Source organism: Polyangium jinanense, assembly GCF_028435265.1.
Lineage (GTDB): Bacteria > Myxococcota_A > Polyangia > Polyangiales > Polyangiaceae > Polyangium > Polyangium jinanense.
This window is the reverse complement of sequence record NZ_JAGTJK010000014.1, coordinates 200,095-219,300: the sequence shown is the minus strand read 5'-3', so window position 1 is coordinate 219,300 and position 19,206 is coordinate 200,095. Positions and strand designations below refer to the sequence as shown.

General features: G+C 69.2%; 15 protein-coding genes. 10 read left to right on the top strand and 5 right to left on the bottom strand.

The window, feature by feature from the left end:
• Positions 1 to 71: 71 nt before the first annotated feature.
• The 7 genes from KEG38_RS25285 (at position 72) to KEG38_RS25255 (ending at position 9,256) form a co-directional block, all read left to right on the top strand.
• Positions 72 to 1,319 carry a TolC family protein gene (locus tag KEG38_RS25285; RefSeq protein WP_272422456.1) on the top strand — a complete coding sequence of 416 codons (1,248 nt, stop codon included), beginning with the start codon at positions 72 to 74 and terminating at the stop codon, positions 1,317 to 1,319.
• Complete coding sequence (locus KEG38_RS25280) at positions 1,316 to 2,392, top strand: efflux RND transporter periplasmic adaptor subunit (RefSeq protein ID WP_272422455.1); 1,077 nt, start codon at positions 1,316 to 1,318, stop codon at positions 2,390 to 2,392. Before KEG38_RS25285 ends, KEG38_RS25280 begins: the two co-directional genes overlap by 4 nt.
• Complete coding sequence (locus tag KEG38_RS25275) at positions 2,389 to 5,523, top strand: efflux RND transporter permease subunit (RefSeq protein ID WP_272422454.1); 3,135 nt, start codon at positions 2,389 to 2,391, stop codon at positions 5,521 to 5,523. Before KEG38_RS25280 ends, KEG38_RS25275 begins: the two co-directional genes overlap by 4 nt.
• On the top strand, positions 5,520 to 6,212 hold the full coding sequence (locus KEG38_RS25270; RefSeq protein WP_272422453.1) for a response regulator transcription factor: 693 nt from the start codon (positions 5,520 to 5,522) through the stop codon (positions 6,210 to 6,212). The genes KEG38_RS25275 and KEG38_RS25270 overlap by 4 nt, the downstream gene beginning before the upstream one ends.
• Positions 6,209 to 7,579 carry a sensor histidine kinase gene (locus KEG38_RS55610; protein WP_272422452.1) on the top strand — a complete coding sequence of 457 codons (1,371 nt, stop codon included), beginning with the start codon at positions 6,209 to 6,211 and terminating at the stop codon, positions 7,577 to 7,579. The genes KEG38_RS25270 and KEG38_RS55610 overlap by 4 nt, the downstream gene beginning before the upstream one ends.
• Before the next feature lie 79 nt (positions 7,580 to 7,658).
• A complete protein-coding gene (locus KEG38_RS25260) occupies positions 7,659 to 8,336 on the top strand; it encodes a putative quinol monooxygenase (protein ID WP_272422451.1) in 678 nt (225 codons plus the stop codon).
• A gap of 35 nt (positions 8,337 to 8,371) precedes the next feature.
• Positions 8,372 to 9,256, top strand: a complete 885-nt coding sequence (locus KEG38_RS25255; RefSeq protein WP_272422450.1) for an alpha/beta fold hydrolase — start codon at positions 8,372 to 8,374, stop codon at positions 9,254 to 9,256.
• Positions 9,257 to 9,609: 353 nt separating this feature from the next.
• On the opposite strand, the gene KEG38_RS25250 is transcribed toward KEG38_RS25255, so the two are convergent.
• From KEG38_RS25250 to KEG38_RS25235, 4 genes are all read right to left on the bottom strand, one after another.
• Positions 9,610 to 12,126, bottom strand: a complete 2,517-nt coding sequence (locus tag KEG38_RS25250; protein ID WP_272422449.1) for an ATP-binding protein — start codon at positions 12,124 to 12,126, stop codon at positions 9,610 to 9,612.
• Between the two features lie 181 nt (positions 12,127 to 12,307).
• On the bottom strand, positions 12,308 to 13,417 hold the full coding sequence (locus KEG38_RS25245) for an alpha/beta hydrolase (RefSeq protein WP_272422448.1): 1,110 nt from the start codon (positions 13,415 to 13,417) through the stop codon (positions 12,308 to 12,310).
• A 10-nt stretch (positions 13,418 to 13,427) separates the two neighbouring features.
• Entirely contained in the window at positions 13,428 to 14,204 is a 777-nt protein-coding gene (locus KEG38_RS25240; RefSeq protein ID WP_272422447.1) for a tetratricopeptide repeat protein, read from the bottom strand.
• Positions 14,205 to 14,291: 87 nt separating this feature from the next.
• The gene (locus KEG38_RS25235) at positions 14,292 to 15,152 is read right to left on the bottom strand and encodes a hypothetical protein (RefSeq protein WP_272422446.1); all 861 of its coding nucleotides are present in this window, start codon (positions 15,150 to 15,152) and stop codon (positions 14,292 to 14,294) included.
• Positions 15,153 to 15,389: 237 nt separating this feature from the next.
• Here KEG38_RS25235 and KEG38_RS25230 point away from each other — a divergent pair, with 237 nt between their 5' ends.
• The 3 genes from KEG38_RS25230 to KEG38_RS25220 all read left to right on the top strand — a co-directional run bounded on the left by KEG38_RS25230 (position 15,390) and on the right by KEG38_RS25220 (position 18,069).
• Positions 15,390 to 16,040, top strand: a complete 651-nt coding sequence (locus tag KEG38_RS25230; protein WP_272422445.1) for a hypothetical protein — start codon at positions 15,390 to 15,392, stop codon at positions 16,038 to 16,040.
• 312 nt (positions 16,041 to 16,352) lie between these two features.
• Entirely contained in the window at positions 16,353 to 16,667 is a 315-nt protein-coding gene (locus KEG38_RS25225) for a hypothetical protein (RefSeq protein WP_272422444.1), read from the top strand.
• A gap of 508 nt (positions 16,668 to 17,175) precedes the next feature.
• The gene (locus tag KEG38_RS25220; RefSeq protein ID WP_272422443.1) at positions 17,176 to 18,069 is read left to right on the top strand and encodes a YihY/virulence factor BrkB family protein; all 894 of its coding nucleotides are present in this window, start codon (positions 17,176 to 17,178) and stop codon (positions 18,067 to 18,069) included.
• A 357-nt stretch (positions 18,070 to 18,426) separates the two neighbouring features.
• Here KEG38_RS25220 and KEG38_RS25215 read toward each other — a convergent pair whose 3' ends face one another.
• Positions 18,427 to 18,870 carry a gamma-glutamylcyclotransferase family protein gene (locus KEG38_RS25215; RefSeq protein WP_272422442.1) on the bottom strand — a complete coding sequence of 148 codons (444 nt, stop codon included), beginning with the start codon at positions 18,868 to 18,870 and terminating at the stop codon, positions 18,427 to 18,429.
• Between the last annotated feature and the right edge of the window lie 336 nt (positions 18,871 to 19,206).

The following is a 19,206-nucleotide window of genomic DNA, read 5'->3' as shown; positions in this document are numbered from 1 at the left end:
TTCCCCTTTCTGAGAATTCTCTCAGGATCCCCTCAGGATCTCCTCCGGGGGGCGGCGCTAGGGTCCGCCGCATGAGCTTCTGGCTCGCGCTCCCGATCGCCGCGAACATCGCGCTCGCGGCCACGACACCCGCGAAAAAACTCTCCTTCGACGAGGCCATCGGCCTGTCCGTCGAGACGCCGGACGTGCGCGGCGCCGAGCGCGCCGTGGCCACGAAACACGCGCTCGGCGCCCGGATCTCGGGGATGACCGAGAACCCGCAAATCTACGTGCAGCCGGGGTTCCGCGTCCTGCCCACGCCAAACCAGGGCGTCGAGATCCAGGCGAGCGTGACGCAATCGTGGAACCTCGCGGGGTTGTCCTCGGCCCGCAAGGCCGCGGCCCGGGTCGAGGAGGAGGAGCTCTCGGCGAGCGCGCGCGCGCTCGCGCTCACGCAGCGGCTCGAAGCGGCGCGGGCGTGGATCGATCTCTGGGCAGCCGAGCGCGTGCTCGAAGTGGCCACGCGGGAAGCGGCGCTCGCCGGGGAGTTCACGCGGCTCGTGGAGAAGGCAGCGCTTGCCTCGGCGGCGACGAAGGCGGACGCGGCCGACGCGCGCGCTTACCACGCCGAGGCGCGGCTCGGGGTGATCGGGGCCGAGGGCGAGGTGTTCGAGCGCGGGCTCGGGCTTTCGCGGGCGATCGCCGCGGGCGCGGATCCGCTCGGCGCGCGCGGGGATTTGCCGGCGCCCGTGTTGCCTTCCGGATCGGGTTTGCGCGAGGCGCAGAAGCACGCGGGGGCACTGCCGTCCGTGCAGCAGAAGGCGCTCGCGGCGCGGGTGGAGCGCGCGCGCGAGGCCGAGGAGAAGGCCGCGCGCGGGACGGCGCTGTCGCTCGGCGTATACGTGCAGCGGGATTCGCCCGGCGGGCTCGTGGGGTACGGCGCGGTCGGGCTCACGCTTCCGCTGTTCAACCGTGGCGAGCGCGAGCGCAGCGTGACGGCCGCGCGCGCGGCGCAGCTCGAAGGCGAGACGAAGCGCGAGGCGGCGAACGCGTCGACCGACGTGGCGATGGGGATCCACGAGGTCGAGCACACGCAGGACATCGTGGACACGCTCGCCGGCGCGATCTTGCCGGCGCTCACGGAGGGGCTCGCGGCGCGGGTGCGGCTCTTCGAGGCGGGCGAGGGGACGATGCTGGAGGTGATCACGGCGCGCAGGAACGTCGCGGCCGCGCAGAGCCGGCTCGAGCGCGCGCGGGCAGCCAACGCGTGGGCGCGCGTGAAGTTGTGGCTGTGGCTCTCGGCGATGGACGACGGGAAGAAGCAGGAGAAGGCGCGATGAGGGCGCGATCGATCGGGTTTGTCGTGGCAGCGCTCATCCTCCTGGCCGCGTGCGCGCGCCCCGAGGCGGCGCCCGAGCCGGCCGCGGACGTGGGCCCGAAGAGCGCGGAGACGCCGTGGGTCGCGGCGCGCGCGCCGGGCGGGCTCTCGCTACTCGAAGCGCCGGCCGAGCTCGTGCCGCCCGCGGGGGCGAAGGGCGCGGTCGTGCCGCCGTTCTCCGCGCGGATCACGAAGGTGCACGTGGAGCACGGCGAGCGCGTGGAGGAAGGCGCGCCGATCGCGGACGTGGTGATGCCGGAGCTCGCGCGCGCGGCGGGCGCGTTCGCGGCGGCGGGCACGCGGATCGGGGCGCATGGCAAGCGCAAGGCGCAGCTCGAAGATCTCCGGAAGGACGGGCTCGCGAAGCTCGCGGAGATCGCCGAGGTCGAGGGCGTGCTCGCGGATGCCTCGGGCGCGCAGCAGATGGCGCTCGCGACGCTGAAGATCGCGGGGCTCGGGCCGAAGGACGTGGCCTCGCTCGTGAGCTCGGGAGGCCTCGTGACCCTGAAGAGCCCGGTCGCGGGCGTGGTGACGGAGCTCGACGCAGCGCTCGGCGAGTCGCGTGAGCCCACGGGCGCGCCGATCGCGCGGATCGAGGGCGCGGGCGCGGCGCGGGTCGAGGCGCGGTTCTCGCAGCGGCCGCCGCCGGGCGCGCGGTTCGTCTTCGTGGCCCCGCTCGGACAAACCACGGCGCTGACGCTCCTGAGCGAGGCGCCGAGCACGAACGGGCGGGACGGCACGGTGGCCGCGTGGTTCAAGCCGGCGGAGGTGATCAGCCTGCCTCATGGAACGCTGGGTAAGGTGCGTGTGTCGCCCGATCCGGGCGGCACGGCCGTGGCGATCCCCGCGGCGGCGGTGACGCTCAAGGACGGCGTCGCCGTGGTGTTGTCGCGAAAAACGGGCGCGCCTCTGCCGGTGAAGGTGCTGTCGAGCTCCGGGGCCGACGCGCTGGTCGAGGGAGATTTGCGCCCCGGGGACGAAGTGGCCGCCGACGCGTCGCGTGCGCTGCCCACGGCCGGAGGCGATGTCGATTGATCCCCGCGCTCGTAAAACTCTCGATCCGGCATCGGGTCCTCGTCGTGGTGGTGACGCTCGTCCTCGCCGTCGTGGGGGCCTTTCTCGGGCGGCGGCTCGAGCTCGACGCGCTGCCGGACATCACGAACAACCAGGTGCTCGTGCTGACGAGCGCGCCCGGTCTCACGCCCGAGGAGGTCGAGCGGCAGGTGACGCGGCCGATCGAGCTCGCACTCGGCGGGCTGCCGGGCCTCGAAGAACACCGCAGCTTGTCGCGGTACGGGATCTCGTCGGTGACGATCGTCTTCGACGACGCGGTGGATCCGTGGCGCGCGCGACAGATGGTCTCCGAGCGCATCGGGGCCGTCGCGGGCTCGCTGCCGCCGGGCGTGAGCGCGCCCGAGCTCGGGCCGGTGACGGGCGGGCTCGGCGAGATCTTTCACTTTACGTTGAGCTCGCCGTCGCGCTCGCTCGCGGAGCTCTACGAGCTCTCGTCGACGCGCGTGGCGCCGCTGCTCCGCGCGGTGCCGGGCGTCGTGGAGGTGAACCCGTGGGGGGGTGAGCGGCGCACGATCGAGGTCGTGGCCGATCCGGCGCGGCTCTCGCAGCGGCACATGACGCTCGGCGCGCTGCGCGAGGCGCTCGAACGATCGACCGGCAGCGCGCCCGGCGCGAGCTTGCCGCTCGGCCGTGGACAGGCGCTGCTTCGTGCGGTCTCGCGGCCGAAGGATCCTTCCGAGCTCGGGCACGCGATCGTCTCGCCGCTCGATCAGGAAGGGCGCGCGGTGCGCGTGTCGGACGTGGCGGATCTGCGCGTGGGCGGGCTGCCGCGCATCGGCGCGGCGACGGCCGACGGCCGCGGCGAGGTCGTCTACGTGATGGTGCAGATGCTCCGGGGCGACAACGCGCTCGAGGTGATGGATCGGCTCCACGCGGCGATGCCCGCGGTGCGCGCGGCGCTGCCCGAGGACGTCTCGATCCAGCTCGTGTACGACCGGAGCCACCTCGTCGGCAGCACGCTGCGCACGGTGGGCAAGAGCTTGCTCGAAGGCGGCCTGCTCGTCGGCGTGGTGCTGTTCGCGATGCTCGGGAGCCTGCGCGCGGGGCTGCTCGTGGCCTCGGCGATCCCGCTCTCGATGCTGGGGGCGCTCTCGGGCATGGTGGCGCTCGGCATCCCCGGCAACCTGATGAGCCTCGGCGCCATCGATTTTGGCCTCGTCGTGGACGGCGCGGTCGTGATGGTCGAGCACGTCTTCCACGCCTCGCAGAAGGGAGACGCGCCGGCGAGTGGACCAGAGCGCATCTCGTGGGTGAGCCGCGTCAGCGCCGAGGTCGCGAGCCCTGTGTTCTTCTCGGTGCTGATCATCCTGATCGTGTATCTGCCGGTGCTCACGATGACCGGCGTCGACGGGAAGATGTTCCGGCCGATGGCGCTCACCGTGGTGTTCGCGCTGTTCACGTCGCTCGTCCTGTCGCTCACGTACGTGCCCGCGGCGATGAGCCTCGTGCTGCGCCAGAAGGACGTGCCGGCGCGGGATCCGTGGCTCGTGCGGATGATCGATCGGATCTACGGGCCCACGCTTTCGTTCGTGGTCAAACGGCCCGTCCTCGTGGCCGCGACCGCGCTCGCGCTCTTCGCGGCCGGCGTCGTGCTCTACGTACGTTCAGGCAGCGAGCTTGCGCCGCAGCTCGACGAGGGGGATCTCGTGGTGCAGACGACGCGTGCTCCGGACATCAGCCTGGAGACCGCGGTCGTCGAGGCGGGCAAGCTCGAAGCCGCGGCGCGAAAAGTGCCCGAGGTGCTGCAGGTCGTCTCGCGCGTGGGCAGCCCCGCGGTCGCGACGGACATCATGGGGCTCGAGCAAGCGGACGTGTTCATCACGCTTGCGCCGCGGGACAAATGGCGGCCGGGGCTCGAACGCGAGGCGCTGATCGAGGAGATCCGGCGCGCGATCGACGCGGCCTCGCCGGGCGCGGATCCCTCGTTCACGCAGCCGATCCAGATGCGGTTCAACGAGCTGCTCGGCGGCGCCGTGTCGGACGTGGCCGTGAGCATCTACGGCGCGGATCTCGGGGTCCTCCGGGAGCTCGCGGAGAAGATCGCGGCCGAGATCGCGGCCGAGAAGGGCGCGGCGGACGTGAAGGTGCTGGCGCCGCCGGACGTGTCGCTCATCGAGGTCGAGCCGAAGGCGCTGGAGGCATCGCTCGTGGGCCTCGGCGTCGGCGAGGTGCTCGACGCGGTGCAGGCGGTGCGGAACGGCATCGAGGTCGGCGCGACGTACGACGGGGCGATCCGGATTCCGGTGATCTTGCGGATCGCGGGCGCGTCGGGCGCGTTCGACCTGCCGAACCTGAGCTTGCCGACGCAGGCGGGCGGGCTCGTGCCGCTCGCGCGTGTGGCGAAGGTCGAGGCACTGCCCACGCCGGGCCTCGTGAGCCGCAAGGATGGCGAGCGGCGCATCGTGGTGGGCTTCAACGTGCGCGGCGCGGATCTCGGTGATCTCGTGGCGCGGGCGCGGGCGCGCGTGGACAAGGCCGCCCCCGCGCCGCGTGGGTATCGCCTCGTCTGGGGCGGGCAATACGAGACGTTCCAGGAGGCCTCGCGGCGGCTGCTCGTCGTGGTGCCGGCGGCGGTGGCGCTCATCCTCGCCGCGCTCTTCGCGGCGTTTCGCAAGGTGAAACCGATGCTCGTGATCTTCACGAACGTGCCGTTCGCCTGCGTGGGCGGGATGGTGGCGCTCACGATCCGCGGCATGCCCGTGTCGATCTCCGCGGCCGTGGGGTTCATCGCGCTCTCGGGCGTGGCGGTGCTGAACGGCGTGGTGTTGCTCTCGCGCGTGCTCGCGAACGAGGCCGCGGGGCAGGATCCCGCGGCGGCGGCGGAGAGCGCGGCGCGTGCGCGTGCGCGGCCGGTGCTCATGACGGCGCTCGTGGCGGCGCTCGGGTTCGTCCCGATGATGCTTGCGCGCGGCGCCGGATCCGAGGTGCAGCGACCGCTCGCGACCGTGGTCGTGGGCGGGCTCGTGACCTCGACGCTGCTCACGCTCCTCATCGTGCCGAGCTTGTACGGCTGGATCGGGCGAGGTCGCCGCGGGCAGCCGGCGTCTCCTTCCCCGCCGGAGGGTTCGTCCGGCGCTACGATGGCGGCGTGAAGCTCTTCGTGGTGGAGGACGAGGCCAAGATGGCCCGCCTGCTCGAGCGAGGCCTCCGCGAGGAAGGCCATCAGGTGGACCTCGCGGAGAGCGGCACCGAGGCGCTCGAGCAAGGCCTCGGCGTCGTCTACGACGTCATCATCCTCGACTGGTCGCTCCCCGGGATGGACGGCGTCTCGCTCTTGCGGCGATGGCGGGAGCGTGGGCTCAAGACGCCGGTCCTCTTGCTGACGGCGCGCGGGACGGTGGGCGAGCGCGTGACGGGCTTGCGGGCCGGCGCGGATGATTACCTGGTCAAACCTTTCGATTTCGAGGAGCTCGTGGCGCGCCTCGAAGCGCTGCACCGGCGCGGGGCGGGGCACGAGGCGCTGACGCGGCTTGGGCCGATCACGCTGGACGCGCGGCGCCGGGTGATTGCGAGGGACGGCGCCGAGGAGAGCCTGACGGCGCGGGAATATGCGCTTTTATCGGAGCTCGCGGGCCATGTGGGGGAGGCGCTGACGCGGACGGAGCTACTCGGCACGGTGTGGGGGACCGGGTTCGACGGGGCGCCGAACGTGGTCGATGTGTACGTGGGCTATTTGCGGAGCAAGCTCCGGAGCCTTTGCGGGGATGCCGTGACGATCCAGGCCGTGCGCGGCGTGGGATATCGGCTTCTGGTCACGAAGCCGCCGAGGGGCGAATCGTGAGGGTCCGGGCGCGGCTCATTCTTTTTGGCGCGGCGCTGCCGTCGCTCGCGCTGGTGCTCGCGGTGGGCGTGGCGGGCGTGGTGTTCCGCGGGAGCTTGCTCGGCGCGCTGGATCGGGCGCTGCTCGCGCAGGCGGCCGTGGAGAGCGTGAGCCTCTTCGACGGTCCGACGGGCGCGCCGCACGTGCACCTCGGAAAATCGCCGCTCGCGGAAAACGTGCGCTCGTTCGTGCCGATGGCGGGGCTTTACGATGGGACGGGCAAGCTCGTCTCGCATTTTCCCGAGAATGGCTGGATCCCCGATCGACCGGCCGCGGACGCGGGAGCCGAGGGGCCACGCCTTTCCACGCAGCGTTCGTCCGATGGGCGCTGGGTGCGTTCGCTCGTGGTGGCCGTGCGCGCGCCGTGGGGCGAGCCGTATGTGCTCACGCTGCAGAGCTCGCTCGTGGAGATCGACGCGACGATGCGGCTTTACTGGCAAGCCACGCTGGGGCTCGTGGCCGTGGCGGCGGCGCTCCTGTTTTTCTCGCAATGGGTGCAAGCGGGCCGGATGAGCCGGCGCATCGCCGACATGACGGCGCAGCTCCCGGAGCTCCGCGGCGGCGCGCTCGCGTGGCGCCTGCCCCCGGATCCGACGGGCGACGAAATCGCGGATTTACGCGTGGCGCTGGCCGAGGCGATGGAGCGGCTGCGGGCGGCGCGGGACGCGCAGGAGCGGCTGATCGCGAATGCGGCGCACGAATTGCGTACGCCGCTCGGATTGATGCGGACCGAGATGGACCTCGCGTTGCGCAAGGAGCGGAGCGTGGAAGAGCTCAGAGAGGCGCTCTCCGAGGCGCGCGGTGAGGTGACGCGTCTGTCGAATCTGGCCGCGCGGCTACTCGATCTCGCGGCGCTCGGGAAGGTGACGTGGGAGGCGAAGGCCGGGGATCTTTCGGCCGTGGTGCGGGAAGCGGCAGAGGCGTGCGAAGGGGAGGCGGAGGCGCGCGGGGTGAGGATGGCGGTATCGCTGCCGGAGGAGGCGCCTGCCGCGTTCGAGGCGCAGACGACGCGGCAGGCAATCGACAACTTGCTGTCGAACGCAATGGCGCACGCGCCGCGGGGGACGACGATTTCGGTGGGGATCGAGGCGATGGGGGAGGTGTGGCGCATCTCGGTGGAGGACGAGGGCGAGGGCGTCCGGGCCGAGGAAGCGGAGCACATCTTCGAGCCGTTTTTTCGGGGAGCGAAGGCGAAGCAAGGGCAGGGGGCGGGGCTCGGTTTGTCGATCGTGCGAGAAATTGCGCGGCGGCACGGGGGAAAGGTGTATCTCGCGCCGAAGGAGGGGCGGGGGGCGCGGTTCGTTCTGGAAATATCGCGGCAGGGCTGAACGAAGCCGGGCCGCGAAAGATCCCTCCGCTCGACGGCCCGAGGAGGCGTAGACTCTTCGCCATCGGGAGGAGGGACGCATGATCGGTGGCATGAAGCGCTTGCAGGTCCGGGCGGGGGCCGAGGCCGCATTGGAGGGGGCGATCCGAGAATTCACGGCGCTGGTCCGGGCCCATGAGCCGGGCACGCTGAGCTTCGAGCTGTTCCGGGACGGCGCCCCCGGACGCTACGTGATCCTGGACCGTTATCGAGACGGCGAGGCCCTCGCCGCCCACAACGGATCGCCGCACGGAGCGATCTGGTTTCCTCGTGTACGGGCGCTGCTCGAGCGCCTGGACGTGAGTTATTTCCCCGCCCATGATCCCGGCGATACGCAGTACACCGCGGTGGCATTGACGCGCGCGCCGTGGGAGAAGGCTTTTCGTCTGGCCGCGGATATCCGCCTTTTGCCTCGCTGGGCCACGCGTTTCTGCCAGGGAATGCGCGAGGAGGGAGTGGTGCTCATCGTGCGCTCCCCCCAGGGAGACGTGCGATTCCGGTACGAGGCCGACGTCGCGGCGCGCGTGATCTGGCATTGCGCGGACACGGGCAGCGGAGAGCTGCGCATGCCGATGCGCGTATTGCCCCATGGCCCCGGGAGCCTGCTCCTGTTCACGATCCAGCGTCCTACCTCGGGCTCCGAGGCCGCCTTCCACGAGCAGATCGAATGGGTGGATCAGGAGATGGGACAGCTACGGGAGCTGGTCGAGGCTCCTTAGCGGGCGGCCAGGGAGAGATCGCGTATACTCCGCGCATGAGCACCTCCAAGACCGGGGACGCGCGTCCCGAGATCCGCCACCGCACCGTCGACGTCGGCGAGGTCCGACTGCACATCGCCGAGGCCGGCAGCGGCCCGCTGGTCATCCTGCTGCATGGCTTTCCCGAGTTCTGGTATGCATGGCGGCATATCCTCCCCGCCCTCGCCCGCGAAGGGTTTCACGTGGTCGCCCCGGACATGCGCGGATACGGCGCGTCAGACAAACCCGAGGGGATCGAGCCGTACGGCACGCGCCACCTCGCCGCCGATGTCGCGGGGCTCGTGCGCGCGCTCGGCGCATCGCAGGCATCGATCGTGGGGCACGACTGGGGCGCCGGCGTCGCCTGGTGCTTCGCCATGGCGCATCCGGAGCTGCTCGAACGGCTCGTCGTGATCAATGGCCCGCATCCCACGCGGATGCTACGCGACGGGCTGCGCTCGCCGCGGCAGATCGCGCGGAGCTGGTACATGTTCACATTCCAGCTCCCGGGCATCCCCGAGCGCTTCTTGAGCCGGGACGACCACGCAGCCCTGATGCAGGCGTTCCGCGAGGAGGTGCGCGGGCCAAACGCATTCGACGCCGAGGACCTCGAGCGATATCGCGAAGCATTCGCGGCGCCCGGCGCGCTGACAGCCATGATCAATTATTATCGCGCCGCCCTTCGTCTGAAGAGCCAGGTACGGCCGCGCCGCATCGACGCGCCCGTGCTCGTGATCTGGGGCGACCAGGATCGTCACCTCGGCCGCGAGCTCGCCGATCCAGGGGCAGACCTCGCGCCAGACGTGCGTATCGTGCACGTCCCCGACGCAACCCACTGGATTCATCACGAGCGCCCCGAGCTCGTGACCGCCGAGGTCGCCGCATTCCTCCAGCGGAGGTGAGCATAGGTCTCTACGTGGGGCCGCTGCGCTGGGGCGTTGCCCCAGGCCCCACCGGGGCTATCCGCCCCTGGACCCGGACCAGCGCAAGCGCTGGACCCGGGGTCGATGAACTGCGCAATGCGCAGTTCATCGAACAGGCCGAGTCAAGACCAGCGAAGGCCCTGCCAATCAAGACAGCCGCGCTGCCATTTCTAAGGGCAACGCTGTCCCTGATCTTGCCACCGGCCCGTTGGAAGAACTGCGCGGAGCGCAGTTCTTCCACCACGAGTCCAGGGCTTGCCCTGGTTCGGGTCGAGGGGCGAACAGCCCCCGCGGGGCCCGGGGCAGCGCCCCGGCGCGGCGGCCCTGTGCTCCTACCGCCCGAGCGGCAGGGTCACCGTGAACGCGGCGCCTTCTCCCGGCGCGCTGTGGACGCAGACTGTCCCGCCGAATGCTTGCACGATGGCGCGGACGATGTGAAGCCCAAGCCCGAGGCCGCCATAACTGCGCTCTGAGACGGCCCGCTCGAATCGACCGAAAATGCGCTCTTGATCCTCGGGGCGGATGCCGATGCCCTGGTCTTTCACCGTGAGGACGGCGGAGCCGGAGACGATGCCGATTTCGATGCGGATTGGCTTTCCTGGGCCGTATTTTAGCGCGTTCGAGAGGAGGTTGTCGACGACCTGCTCGATGCGGAGCCGGTCCCAGAGGCCCGAAACCCTCGCCGGGGCGTCGACCAGAAGCGGTGAACGCACACGCGCGGCGTCGAGCGCGAAACGCTGACACAGGTCGCGCACGACCTCGACGAGATCCACCTCCTCCCGCACGATGGAAAGCTTGCCTGCTTGAATGCGCGTCGCGTCGAGCAGGTCCGTGGTGAGATCCGTGAGGCGCTTGAGCTGGCGCTTGGCCACGTCGAGCACGCTCGTCACCGTGCGCACGTAAGGTGAATCCGGTTGCCGCGCCGTCGCGCGTTCGAGCGATTCGAGCCGCAGAAGCAGCGGGGTGAGCGGCGTCTTGAGCTCGTGCGAGGCGATCGAGAGAAAATCGTCGCGGGCGCGCACCGCGTCGCGCAGGAGCACGACGAGGCGCGCATTCTCGTACAGCGGCCAGGTGATGTCCGCGACGGCTCGGAAGAGCATCGTCTCGTCGTCGGACCATCGATGCGGCCTCGTCCTGTGCGCGTAGAGGTACGCGACCCACCCGCCGTTGCGGAAGAACGGGGCCATGGCAATGGCCGCGACGCCATACTTCGAGTGAAATCGCTCGTAATCGGCGCACACGCGTGGATCGACGCGCGTGTCGTGGATCACGATGACGTGCCCCTCCCGCAGCTCGTCGAGCGTCTGGCCCCAGACCTCGAGGGGAAAACGCCACACCCCTTTGGGAGGCTGACCGTATTCGTACCCGGGGAGGTGCACGACCTCCCGGGCCGCGTGATCCACGAGCACGAGCCCCGCGCCGTCCACGCCGAGCCGCTCGCCGAGGCGTGTGACCGCGAGCCCCGCGAGCGCCGCAGGGTCCTCGTAATGCAAGAGCTCGGACTGCAGGGCGAGCAAGAACTCCCGGATCTCTTCGAAACGCTTCTTTTCGGTGATGTCCGTGGAGATGCCCGCCACGAGGGAAGGACCGCCGTCGGGGCCGGGCAGTGGGAATTTGACGGAGAGGTACGTGTGGAGGCCGTCGTGCTGGACGATGCTCTCCTCGGTCTCCAGGGGGACCCCGCGGTCCCGGACGAGCGCGTCGTGGGCCTGGAAGACGGCGGCCGTCTCGCATGACAACACGTCGCGCTCGCAGACGCCGAGCAGCGCCTCCCGGGACTTGCCGTATGCGAGCTCGACGTGCCGATTGACGAAGAGCAATCGGCCCTCCGCGTCCTTGATGTAAATGGCAGCGGGCGCGTGATCCGCGATGGCCTGGAGCTGCGCCTGGTTCTGCCGCAGGGCCTCGGCGAGCGCGCGGGCCCGGTCGCGCTCGGCGGTCACCTGCGCTCGCGCGGCTGAAAGGACGGCGCGCTCCACGCGATCTTCCTCGATGCGCGCCACGACACCCGCGGCGAGGAACGCGATGACGTGGAAGGCGACGAGCGTGAGGAGCACGAAGGCCGCGTAGGAAAACGCGAGGCTGTAGAGCTCTGCGTAGCTTCCGAGGCGCAGGAGGGCGGCCAGCCCGAGCGGCAGGATCGTGGCCACGACGAGGAGCCTGCGGAGCAGGACGCCGCTCGATCCGCCGCGCAAGAAGGCCGAAAGGATGCCCTGCTCGGGCGTGAGCGCGAGGCAGGAGAGGGCGATGAGCAGCGTCGCGACGGCGCTCGGAATGGGCATCCCGATCATGCGGGTGACGCCGAGGAGGACCCTGGCGCCCTGCACCTGCCCGACGAGCGAAAGGAGCGCGAGCAATCCCCCGATCACCGCGAGCGGCGTGGTCAGGGCCCGCGCGCGCGGCGAGCGCATCGAAGCCGAGAGGCATGCGAACCCCGTGAGGGTCACGACGACGGCCGTGTACACCGACATCCGGCCGGGGAAAGGGCTGGGCATGGCATGGGCCGCGCCCCGGAAGAGGAGGCTGTCGAGGAAGACGAGGCCGGTTGCATATTCGACGAGGGTTCCGACCGTAAGGGCGAGCGCGCCGGCTGCGAGCGCGCCGGCCGGCAAGGCCAAGCGAGCGCATCTCCCTCGTAGGACCACGCTCGTGGAGAGCACGGCGAGCGCCTGGAGGATGAGCGCCACGGCGGTGACCGGCATCATGGGTTGATGGTGCGGCAGCCACGTGCGCAGGCGGGGGACGTCGAGCGCCCAGCCGGTGAGCGTGCAGGCGGCCACGGTCATGACCACGACGGCGAAAACGACGGGCAGGCGCGCGACCGAACGGGAAAGGGGCGGTCGCTTCACCGCAGCCTCCGCTGGGCCACGCGGGCCCGGCTGTCGAGCTTGATCCCCCTCCCATGCCATTAAGCGCAATTTACCAGCCACCCGCGTGGAACGTCAGGGACCGTGCCACACGTCATGGCGTGAGCTTGGCGGGACGCCGGGCGGGAAGCGGTCGATTTCGTTCGACCGCCTCGTGGGCGTTTCAGGGCGTCCCGAACAGCGCTTTCATGAGGTCGGGGAAGCGGCGGCTCCAGGAGATCTCGTCGTGGGCGCCGATGGGATCCTCGTACCAGAAGAGCTCCTTGCCCTCGACGTAGCCATACGATTGTTTCAGGAGCGCGACCATTTCGATTCCGCGCTTCGTGGCGGCCGCCTCGATGGCCTCGTTGTGGAAGCCGCCCGTGCGCACGAGGCCCCAGTCGATCCAGAGCCGTGGCCGGATCGAGGGCTTTTCGAGCGTGCCCGCGAGGGTCGTCACGAGCGCCGAGCTTTCGAGGGGGCCGCCCGGGAAGTTGCCGCCGAAGACCGGATCGAGCCCCGCCCAGAACGACGGGGAGAGGCAGCCGGCTTTGCCGAACCGATCCGGCCTTCGATGGGCCATGTAAAACGACGCGAGCCCGCCCCGCGACGAACCGAGGATGGCCGTGTTCGCGGGCTCGGGTTTCGTGCGGTAATACGTGTCGATGAAGCTCTTGACGTCGTCCGCGACGTAGGCCGTGTATTCTTCGACGTCGCAGCAGGGTTTGCCGTCGCCCATGTCGACGTGGCTGTACTCGCGCTCCCGCTCGATCGGGTGGAGGGCCACGACGATCACCTGGGGGATCGCCTTCTCGGCATAAAGCTCGGAGAGGCGTTGATCGACGTCCCAGGTGATGTTTCCGGGCCCGCCGGGCCAGAACGTCGTGTGCCCGTCGTTCATGTACACGACGGGATAACGCGCGTCCGTCTCGGCATACGCGCGGGGCAGATAGACGTGCACCTTGCGCGGGGCAAAGCCCGCGGGGCCGATCGTGAGGGCGTCGTAGGTGTGGAAATAACCCGAAGGCTGAGCCTCGTCGTGCTCCCAGCCATTTTGCCCGCCGAGGGTGAATGGCGTCGTCGGCAAGGGGACGATCGGACCCCCGCCGCCGCTTCCGCCTGCCCCGCCGCTGCCGCCTGCGCCGCCGCTTCCGCCCCCGCCGCCGCTACCGCTTCCGCTGCTGCTCGAAGCGGCGTGGCTCGCCGTGGGGTCTTCCGGGGAATCGGCGGCGGGCGTGCAGGCGAGCAGCGACGCGAGGGCGGGGACGAGGGCGACGGCGGCGCGGGGGATCACGGCGCGAGGCTTACTTCTTCGCGGCCTTCATCAGCTCGCCGATCTTCTTGCCGAGCTCGTCGAGCTGCTTCTTGTACTCGTCCATCTGCGCCTGGTGCTTGTCTGCGCGGGCCTTGGCGTCGTCCTCCTTGGCCTTGTCCTTGGCCGCGACCGCCTCCTCGCCCTCCTTCGTCGCGGCTTCCTTCTGCAGCCGCTCGTGCTCCATCAGCCGGCCGACGGCGATCCGCTTGTTCGTGTACGCGGCGGTGTCGCTGGGCTTGAGCGCGATCACCTTGTCGTAGGACTCGATCGCCTTCTTCAGCTCCGCCGCGACGATCGGGGCCTTCATGTCGCGGGCGCCGCCCCGGCGCGCGGCGAACTCGGCCATCCATGCGATGGACTGGTCGTCGTTCGGGTTCAGCTTGATGGCCTCGGCGTAATTCTTCTCGGCGTTCGCCGTGTCGTTCTTCTCCATGTAGACGCCGGCGAGGTTCGCGTAGACCTGGGCCTTCGCCGCCGCGTCGGGCTTGAAGTCGAGCGTCTTCAGGATGGCCTCCTCGGCCTTCGCCATGTCGCCGGCTTGCTTGTAGCTGTAGGCCTTTTTCTCCCAGACCTTCTCTTGCTTGGGATCGGCCTCGAGCGATTTACCGTACTCCTCGGCCGCCTTGGCGAAATCACCCCCGGCGAGCGCCTCGTCGCCCGCCTTCAGGTGCGCCGCCCCCGGCCCCTTCGGCCCATCCTCACACGCCGGAGCCCCGGCGAGCGCGAGCGCCCCGACGAACCACAGGATCTTCGTGCGAATCTTCATGCGTGACCCCTCAGGGCGAACGAATGCCCTTCCTCGTTCGCTACACCTCACGCGTGCCGCCCACAAGAGGTTTTTCGAGGAGACCGCTCAAATAGGTCGATCGACCATTTCGACCCAGCGCGTCGCACGAGACTCGCCGCGCTCACGCGCCGCCACGAATTCCGTCCGCGCGCCGGTCGCGTCGCCCTGGAACAGGCGCACGAGGCCCGATACCCAGCGCTGCTCGCCCGTCGCGTCGCCGCTGCCGAGCAGCCACGAAGGGCCCCACTCCGGGGTGTTCTCCCAGAACCCTGCGGCCGTGATCGCCGGATCCTTCTCCCACACCTCGATGCGCGGCAGGTCCTTCCAGATTGCGTGGCAAAGGATCTGAAAGCCCATGAAAGGGAGGAAATCCTCTTTTCCGCGCAACGCCTGGAGCTGCTTTCTGAATGCTTTGTCGAGACCCTTTTCGCGGCCGGCGAGGATCGATACCTCCGAGACCGAGAGGTTGTCCGGCAAGAATCCGTTCACGTACGAGAGCATCCGCGGATAGTCCTCGCGGCTCATGACGAATCGCGCGACGCCGACGAGCGGCATCAAGCGGGCCGGGTGCGGCAGGGCCCGATCCACGCGCCGCGCGACCTCGAGGATCTGTTCGGCCATCGCGTACTGCACGAACTCGAGCACGTAGCCGCCGTATCCCTCGTCGAGGAAGATCCCCGCCTCCGGATAGCGCGAGACGGCCGTGACCTCGCCCGACGCCCCGGTCTCGGCCACGATGGCCTTGGCGAGCGCGATGCAGTCGAAGACGAGGTTCTCTTCGGTCTCCGGCATCCACGCCCAGAACTCGGGTTTTACGTAGGAGCTACCGACCCCCGACGTTGCTGCGAGATCGGTCAGGTTGTTGTCCTGCTCCCCCGTGGCGTACTTGTAGGAGAATCCATCGGTCCCGCTGATGTAACGGCCCATCGCGCGCTCCTCGTTCGGGGCCCAACGAATATCGAGGGGGACGCGCGGCGTCAAGGCGGGGCCGCTGGGGCGGAGGGATACCTTGACAGGCAACAAAACGCCCGTGTAGGGTCGCTCCGGACACATTCGTGTCATCACTGGAGGGACGAGAGAGTTTTACCTGCGGTAGGATCGGAGACGCTGCGGATCACCTGGTACGCGGCGGAGGTCGGGGGACGGACGCTCGGGGTCGCGGCCATGGAGAACCTCGTGCCGGACGAAAAGCGTCGCGCGGCGCTCGAGGCGTCGGGGAACAAGGTCGTGGCGGCAGTCAAGCAGCTCGTGGGAGCGTATGTCGCGCGGATCGTGTTCGAATACGTCGACCAGCGCATCGCGCTCGGCAAAGGGCGGGGCGTCGACCGTGGGTTCGACGCGGTCATCGCGGTTTCATCGGAGACGATTCGCACCTCGCTGCCCGATCGGCGCACCTCGAATCCCGAATACAGCGCCATCTTCCCGAATGGCACCGAGGAGTACACCTCGCCGACGGTGAAGGAAGACGAGGAGCTCGCGCTCGATCTCCGCAAAGCGGTCCACGACTCCACGCTGTCGGTGAAGGCGGACGTGCTCGCGCTGCTCGACAAGGTGATTCCCATCGTCGGTCCGGCGGCGTCGGGGGTGCGGGAGGGGGAAAAGCAGGTGAATGCGCTGTTTCAGACGGAGCTTGCGGCGCGCAAGCTCGTGGTCGATACGTTGTGGGAGGAGCGAAAGGCCGTGGAGAACGCGCTCGGGCGCGGGGGTCGAGGTCTCGCTCGGTTCATCTATTTCGATTTCCGGAAGGGGCGCGAGAACGAGGCCGCGGAGGAGCCGGCGGGGGCTGCGGAGCCGGGGGCGCCTGAGAAGCCTTGAGCTATCTGGCGAGAGAAACAGGGAAGGCAGACATGAGAGCCGTGAGGAAGGTTTGCGCGCTCGTGCTGTGGGGGTGGGTCGTGTTCGCGGCGGGTGGGGGGTGCGTCACGGAGGAGGCTGAGGTGGGTCCTTGTGAGCGCAAAGCTGCTGCTTGCCATCACAAGTGCAACCAGGCTGATCTTGGAGCCGCGTGCACCTCGTGCTGTGCCGAGAACGGTGCGGCATGCAGGGCGGACGCAGGTTATAGCTTCTACTCGTGCCCCGACAAAGAGTGACGATGCGCCCGATCGTACGCGGTGGACCCGCAGGAGCATGACAGTGAAGAGCATGCAGGCTGCAATGACCTTGGCCTTCGTCCTTCTGGCGGGTGCTGCTTGCGACGACCCGGCGAAGGCCAAGCCATCGGTCAGGCGGAACGACGCGGGAAAGGTCGTCCTGCGCGAAGAGTGCTACGAGCCGAATGCGAAATGCTATCGAGGCTGCTTCGATCGAAAGGAGGAGCGTTATTGCCCCTCGTGCTGCTGGGATCAGACGATCCTCTGCGATGAGGGCAACCCGTACGATTTCGATTCGTGCAAGACCGCCGAGACGACCCCGACGCCTACGCGCCCCCCGATCAAGAAGTGAAGGACGCGCATTTGCTCATCGTCAAGGACACGAACCGAGCGCCAATCGTGTCCTTGCGCATCGACAACAGCACGAAGAGCGTCGGAATCCTGCGCTGGTCGACCGACAAGGACGCGATGGGAGGTCCGATCGCGTCCTTGTCAGCTCGCAAGCTCGCACCGGGAGCCCGGCTCGTGTCCTGGAGAGTACGCCAACACACGTTGGGAGCACGGATCGCATCCTCGCGAGGTGACAAGGGGGTGGAAGGAGTCGGTTTCGTCGTCTGGTAAGAATGCGAGGACGCGCAGGGCCTGGCGATCGCGCGGCGACGGATCGGCAAGCCCGCGCGTGCCCGGCCGTCCCCGTCAAGCAAGGCCCGTCGGGCCGAAAACCGTCCGGCATCCGGCTTGCCCCGGGAGAGCTCATGCGGTCCCATCCTCCGCTCGGTGTGCAAAGCCGTCCGAGGCGCGCGCATGGGCGCTGGCGCAAACCCGCCCGTGCCGATCGCGGAAGCGAGCGAAGGCAGCTCGTGCCCCTCAGCCGCTTGATCCGGCCGGGCGTCGGGTTCCGCCAGTTCATCAAGGATCTCTACAAGGAGATTCGCGAGGACCAGGTTTCGACAGGCGCAGCGGCATTGGCATATTTCCTGATGCTGTCGATCTTCCCCGCCGCGATTTTCCTCCTGAGCCTGCTGCCCTACCTGCCCATCCCAGGCCTCGAGTCGGCGATCACGGACCTTTTGCGGGAGGCGATGCCGACGCAAGCGGCCGAGCTGTTCACGTCCACCGTCGATCGGGTGCTGTCCGAGCGGCGCGGCGGGCTGCTCTCCGTGGGCCTCCTCGGCACACTCTGGGCCGCATCGAACGGGCTCAACGCAATCATCGGGCAGCTCAACGTGACCTACGACGTGCGGGAAACCCGGCCCTTCTGGAAGACACGCGGCATGTCGGTGCTGCTCGTGCTGCTCTTCGGCGCGCTCGTCGTGACCGCACTCGGGCTCATCATCTTCGGCGGGATCCTACAGCGCGAGGTAGCCGAGCTCATCGGCTGGAGCGGCGCGCTCCTGAAGCTGTTCTCTGCCTTCCGCTGGCTGGTGATCCTGGGCTTTCTGCTGACAGCATTCGCAGTCGTGTATTACTTCGGGCCAAACGTGGAGCAACGCTTCCGGTTCATCACACCCGGCGCCGTGCTCGGCGTCGGCGTGCTCATCCTGGCCGCCCTCGGTTTCCGGTTTTACGTGGAAAACTTCGGGAAATACGAGGCAACCTACGGGAGCCTCGGAGCGGTGATCGTGCTCCTGCTATGGCTCTACGTGGCAGGGCTCGTCATCCTGTTCGGATCCGAGGTGAACTCGCTCCTCGAACACTACGCAGAGGGCGGGAAGCGGAAAGGCGAGCGTCAACTGCCCAGCTCGAATGCCTGACGCGCAAGCCGCTGCGCCGGGGCGCTGCCCCGGACCCCGCGGGGGCTGTCCGCCCCTCGACCCGGACCAGGCACGGCCTGGACCGAGGGCTGAAAAACCGCGCGATGCGCGGTTTTTCAGACGGGCCCGTGGCAAGACCATGAACCACGGTGCCAGCCAAGACGGCAGCGCACCCTCAGCAGACACGTCCGCGCTGCGGTCTTGCCTGGCAAGGTCGCTCGCCGGTCTTGCCTCGGCCTGTTCGATGAACTGCGCATCGCGCAGTTCATCGACCCCGGGTCCAGCGCTTGCGCTGGTCCGGGTCCAGGGGTGGACAACCCCTGGTCGGGCCCGGGGTGAAACCCCGGCGCTACGCCTTCAGGACCGACGGCCTGCCCAGCGAACCACGGGCCCCGCGCCCCGCCCACCGCCAAGGCTCGTCGCGCCGCGGCGCTTGCGCCAGTCGCCTGAGAGGACACGCCGTCGCCCTGCTGATTGCTCGGGCGCGACGGCATACGCCTGCGCCTCGCGGCCGTCGGCGAGGCGGATCGCGATGCGCTGGTTCAGGACCGGGTGGCCACGGAATACGTCGAGCGCGGCGAGGGCCTGCGGTTCGAGCGCGTAAAGCTCACCCGCGACGGAGACCATGCCACCTGGCACGAGGGCGCCCATGGTCCCAAGGTCGACGAGATCGTAGGCCGCGGCGGTCGTCGCCGGGCCGAGCGGGCGCGCAGCAGCGAGGCGCGCATGGAGCTCTTCGCCTTGCATGAGGCTGTCGCACACGAAGAGCACGATCTCGCGGTTCGCCGTCGGCGCGGTCATGGCCGGAACGATAAACGACGGGGGAGGAAACGCAACGAGGCGCCGCGCCGGGGCGCTGCCCCGGACCCCGCGGGGGCTGTTCGCCCCTCGACCCGAACCAGGGCAAGCCCTGGACTCGTGGTGGAAGAACTGCGCGATGCGCAGTTCTTCCCACAGGCCGGTGGCAAGACCAGAAACGGCGTTGCCCATCAAAACGTCAGCGCTGCCGTCTCGTCGTCGCTGGTCTTGACCTGACCTGTTCGATGAACTGCGCATCGCGCAGTTCATCGACCCTGAGTCCAGCGCTTGCGCTGGTCCGGGTCCAGGGGTGGACAACCCCTGGTCGGGGTCCGGGGT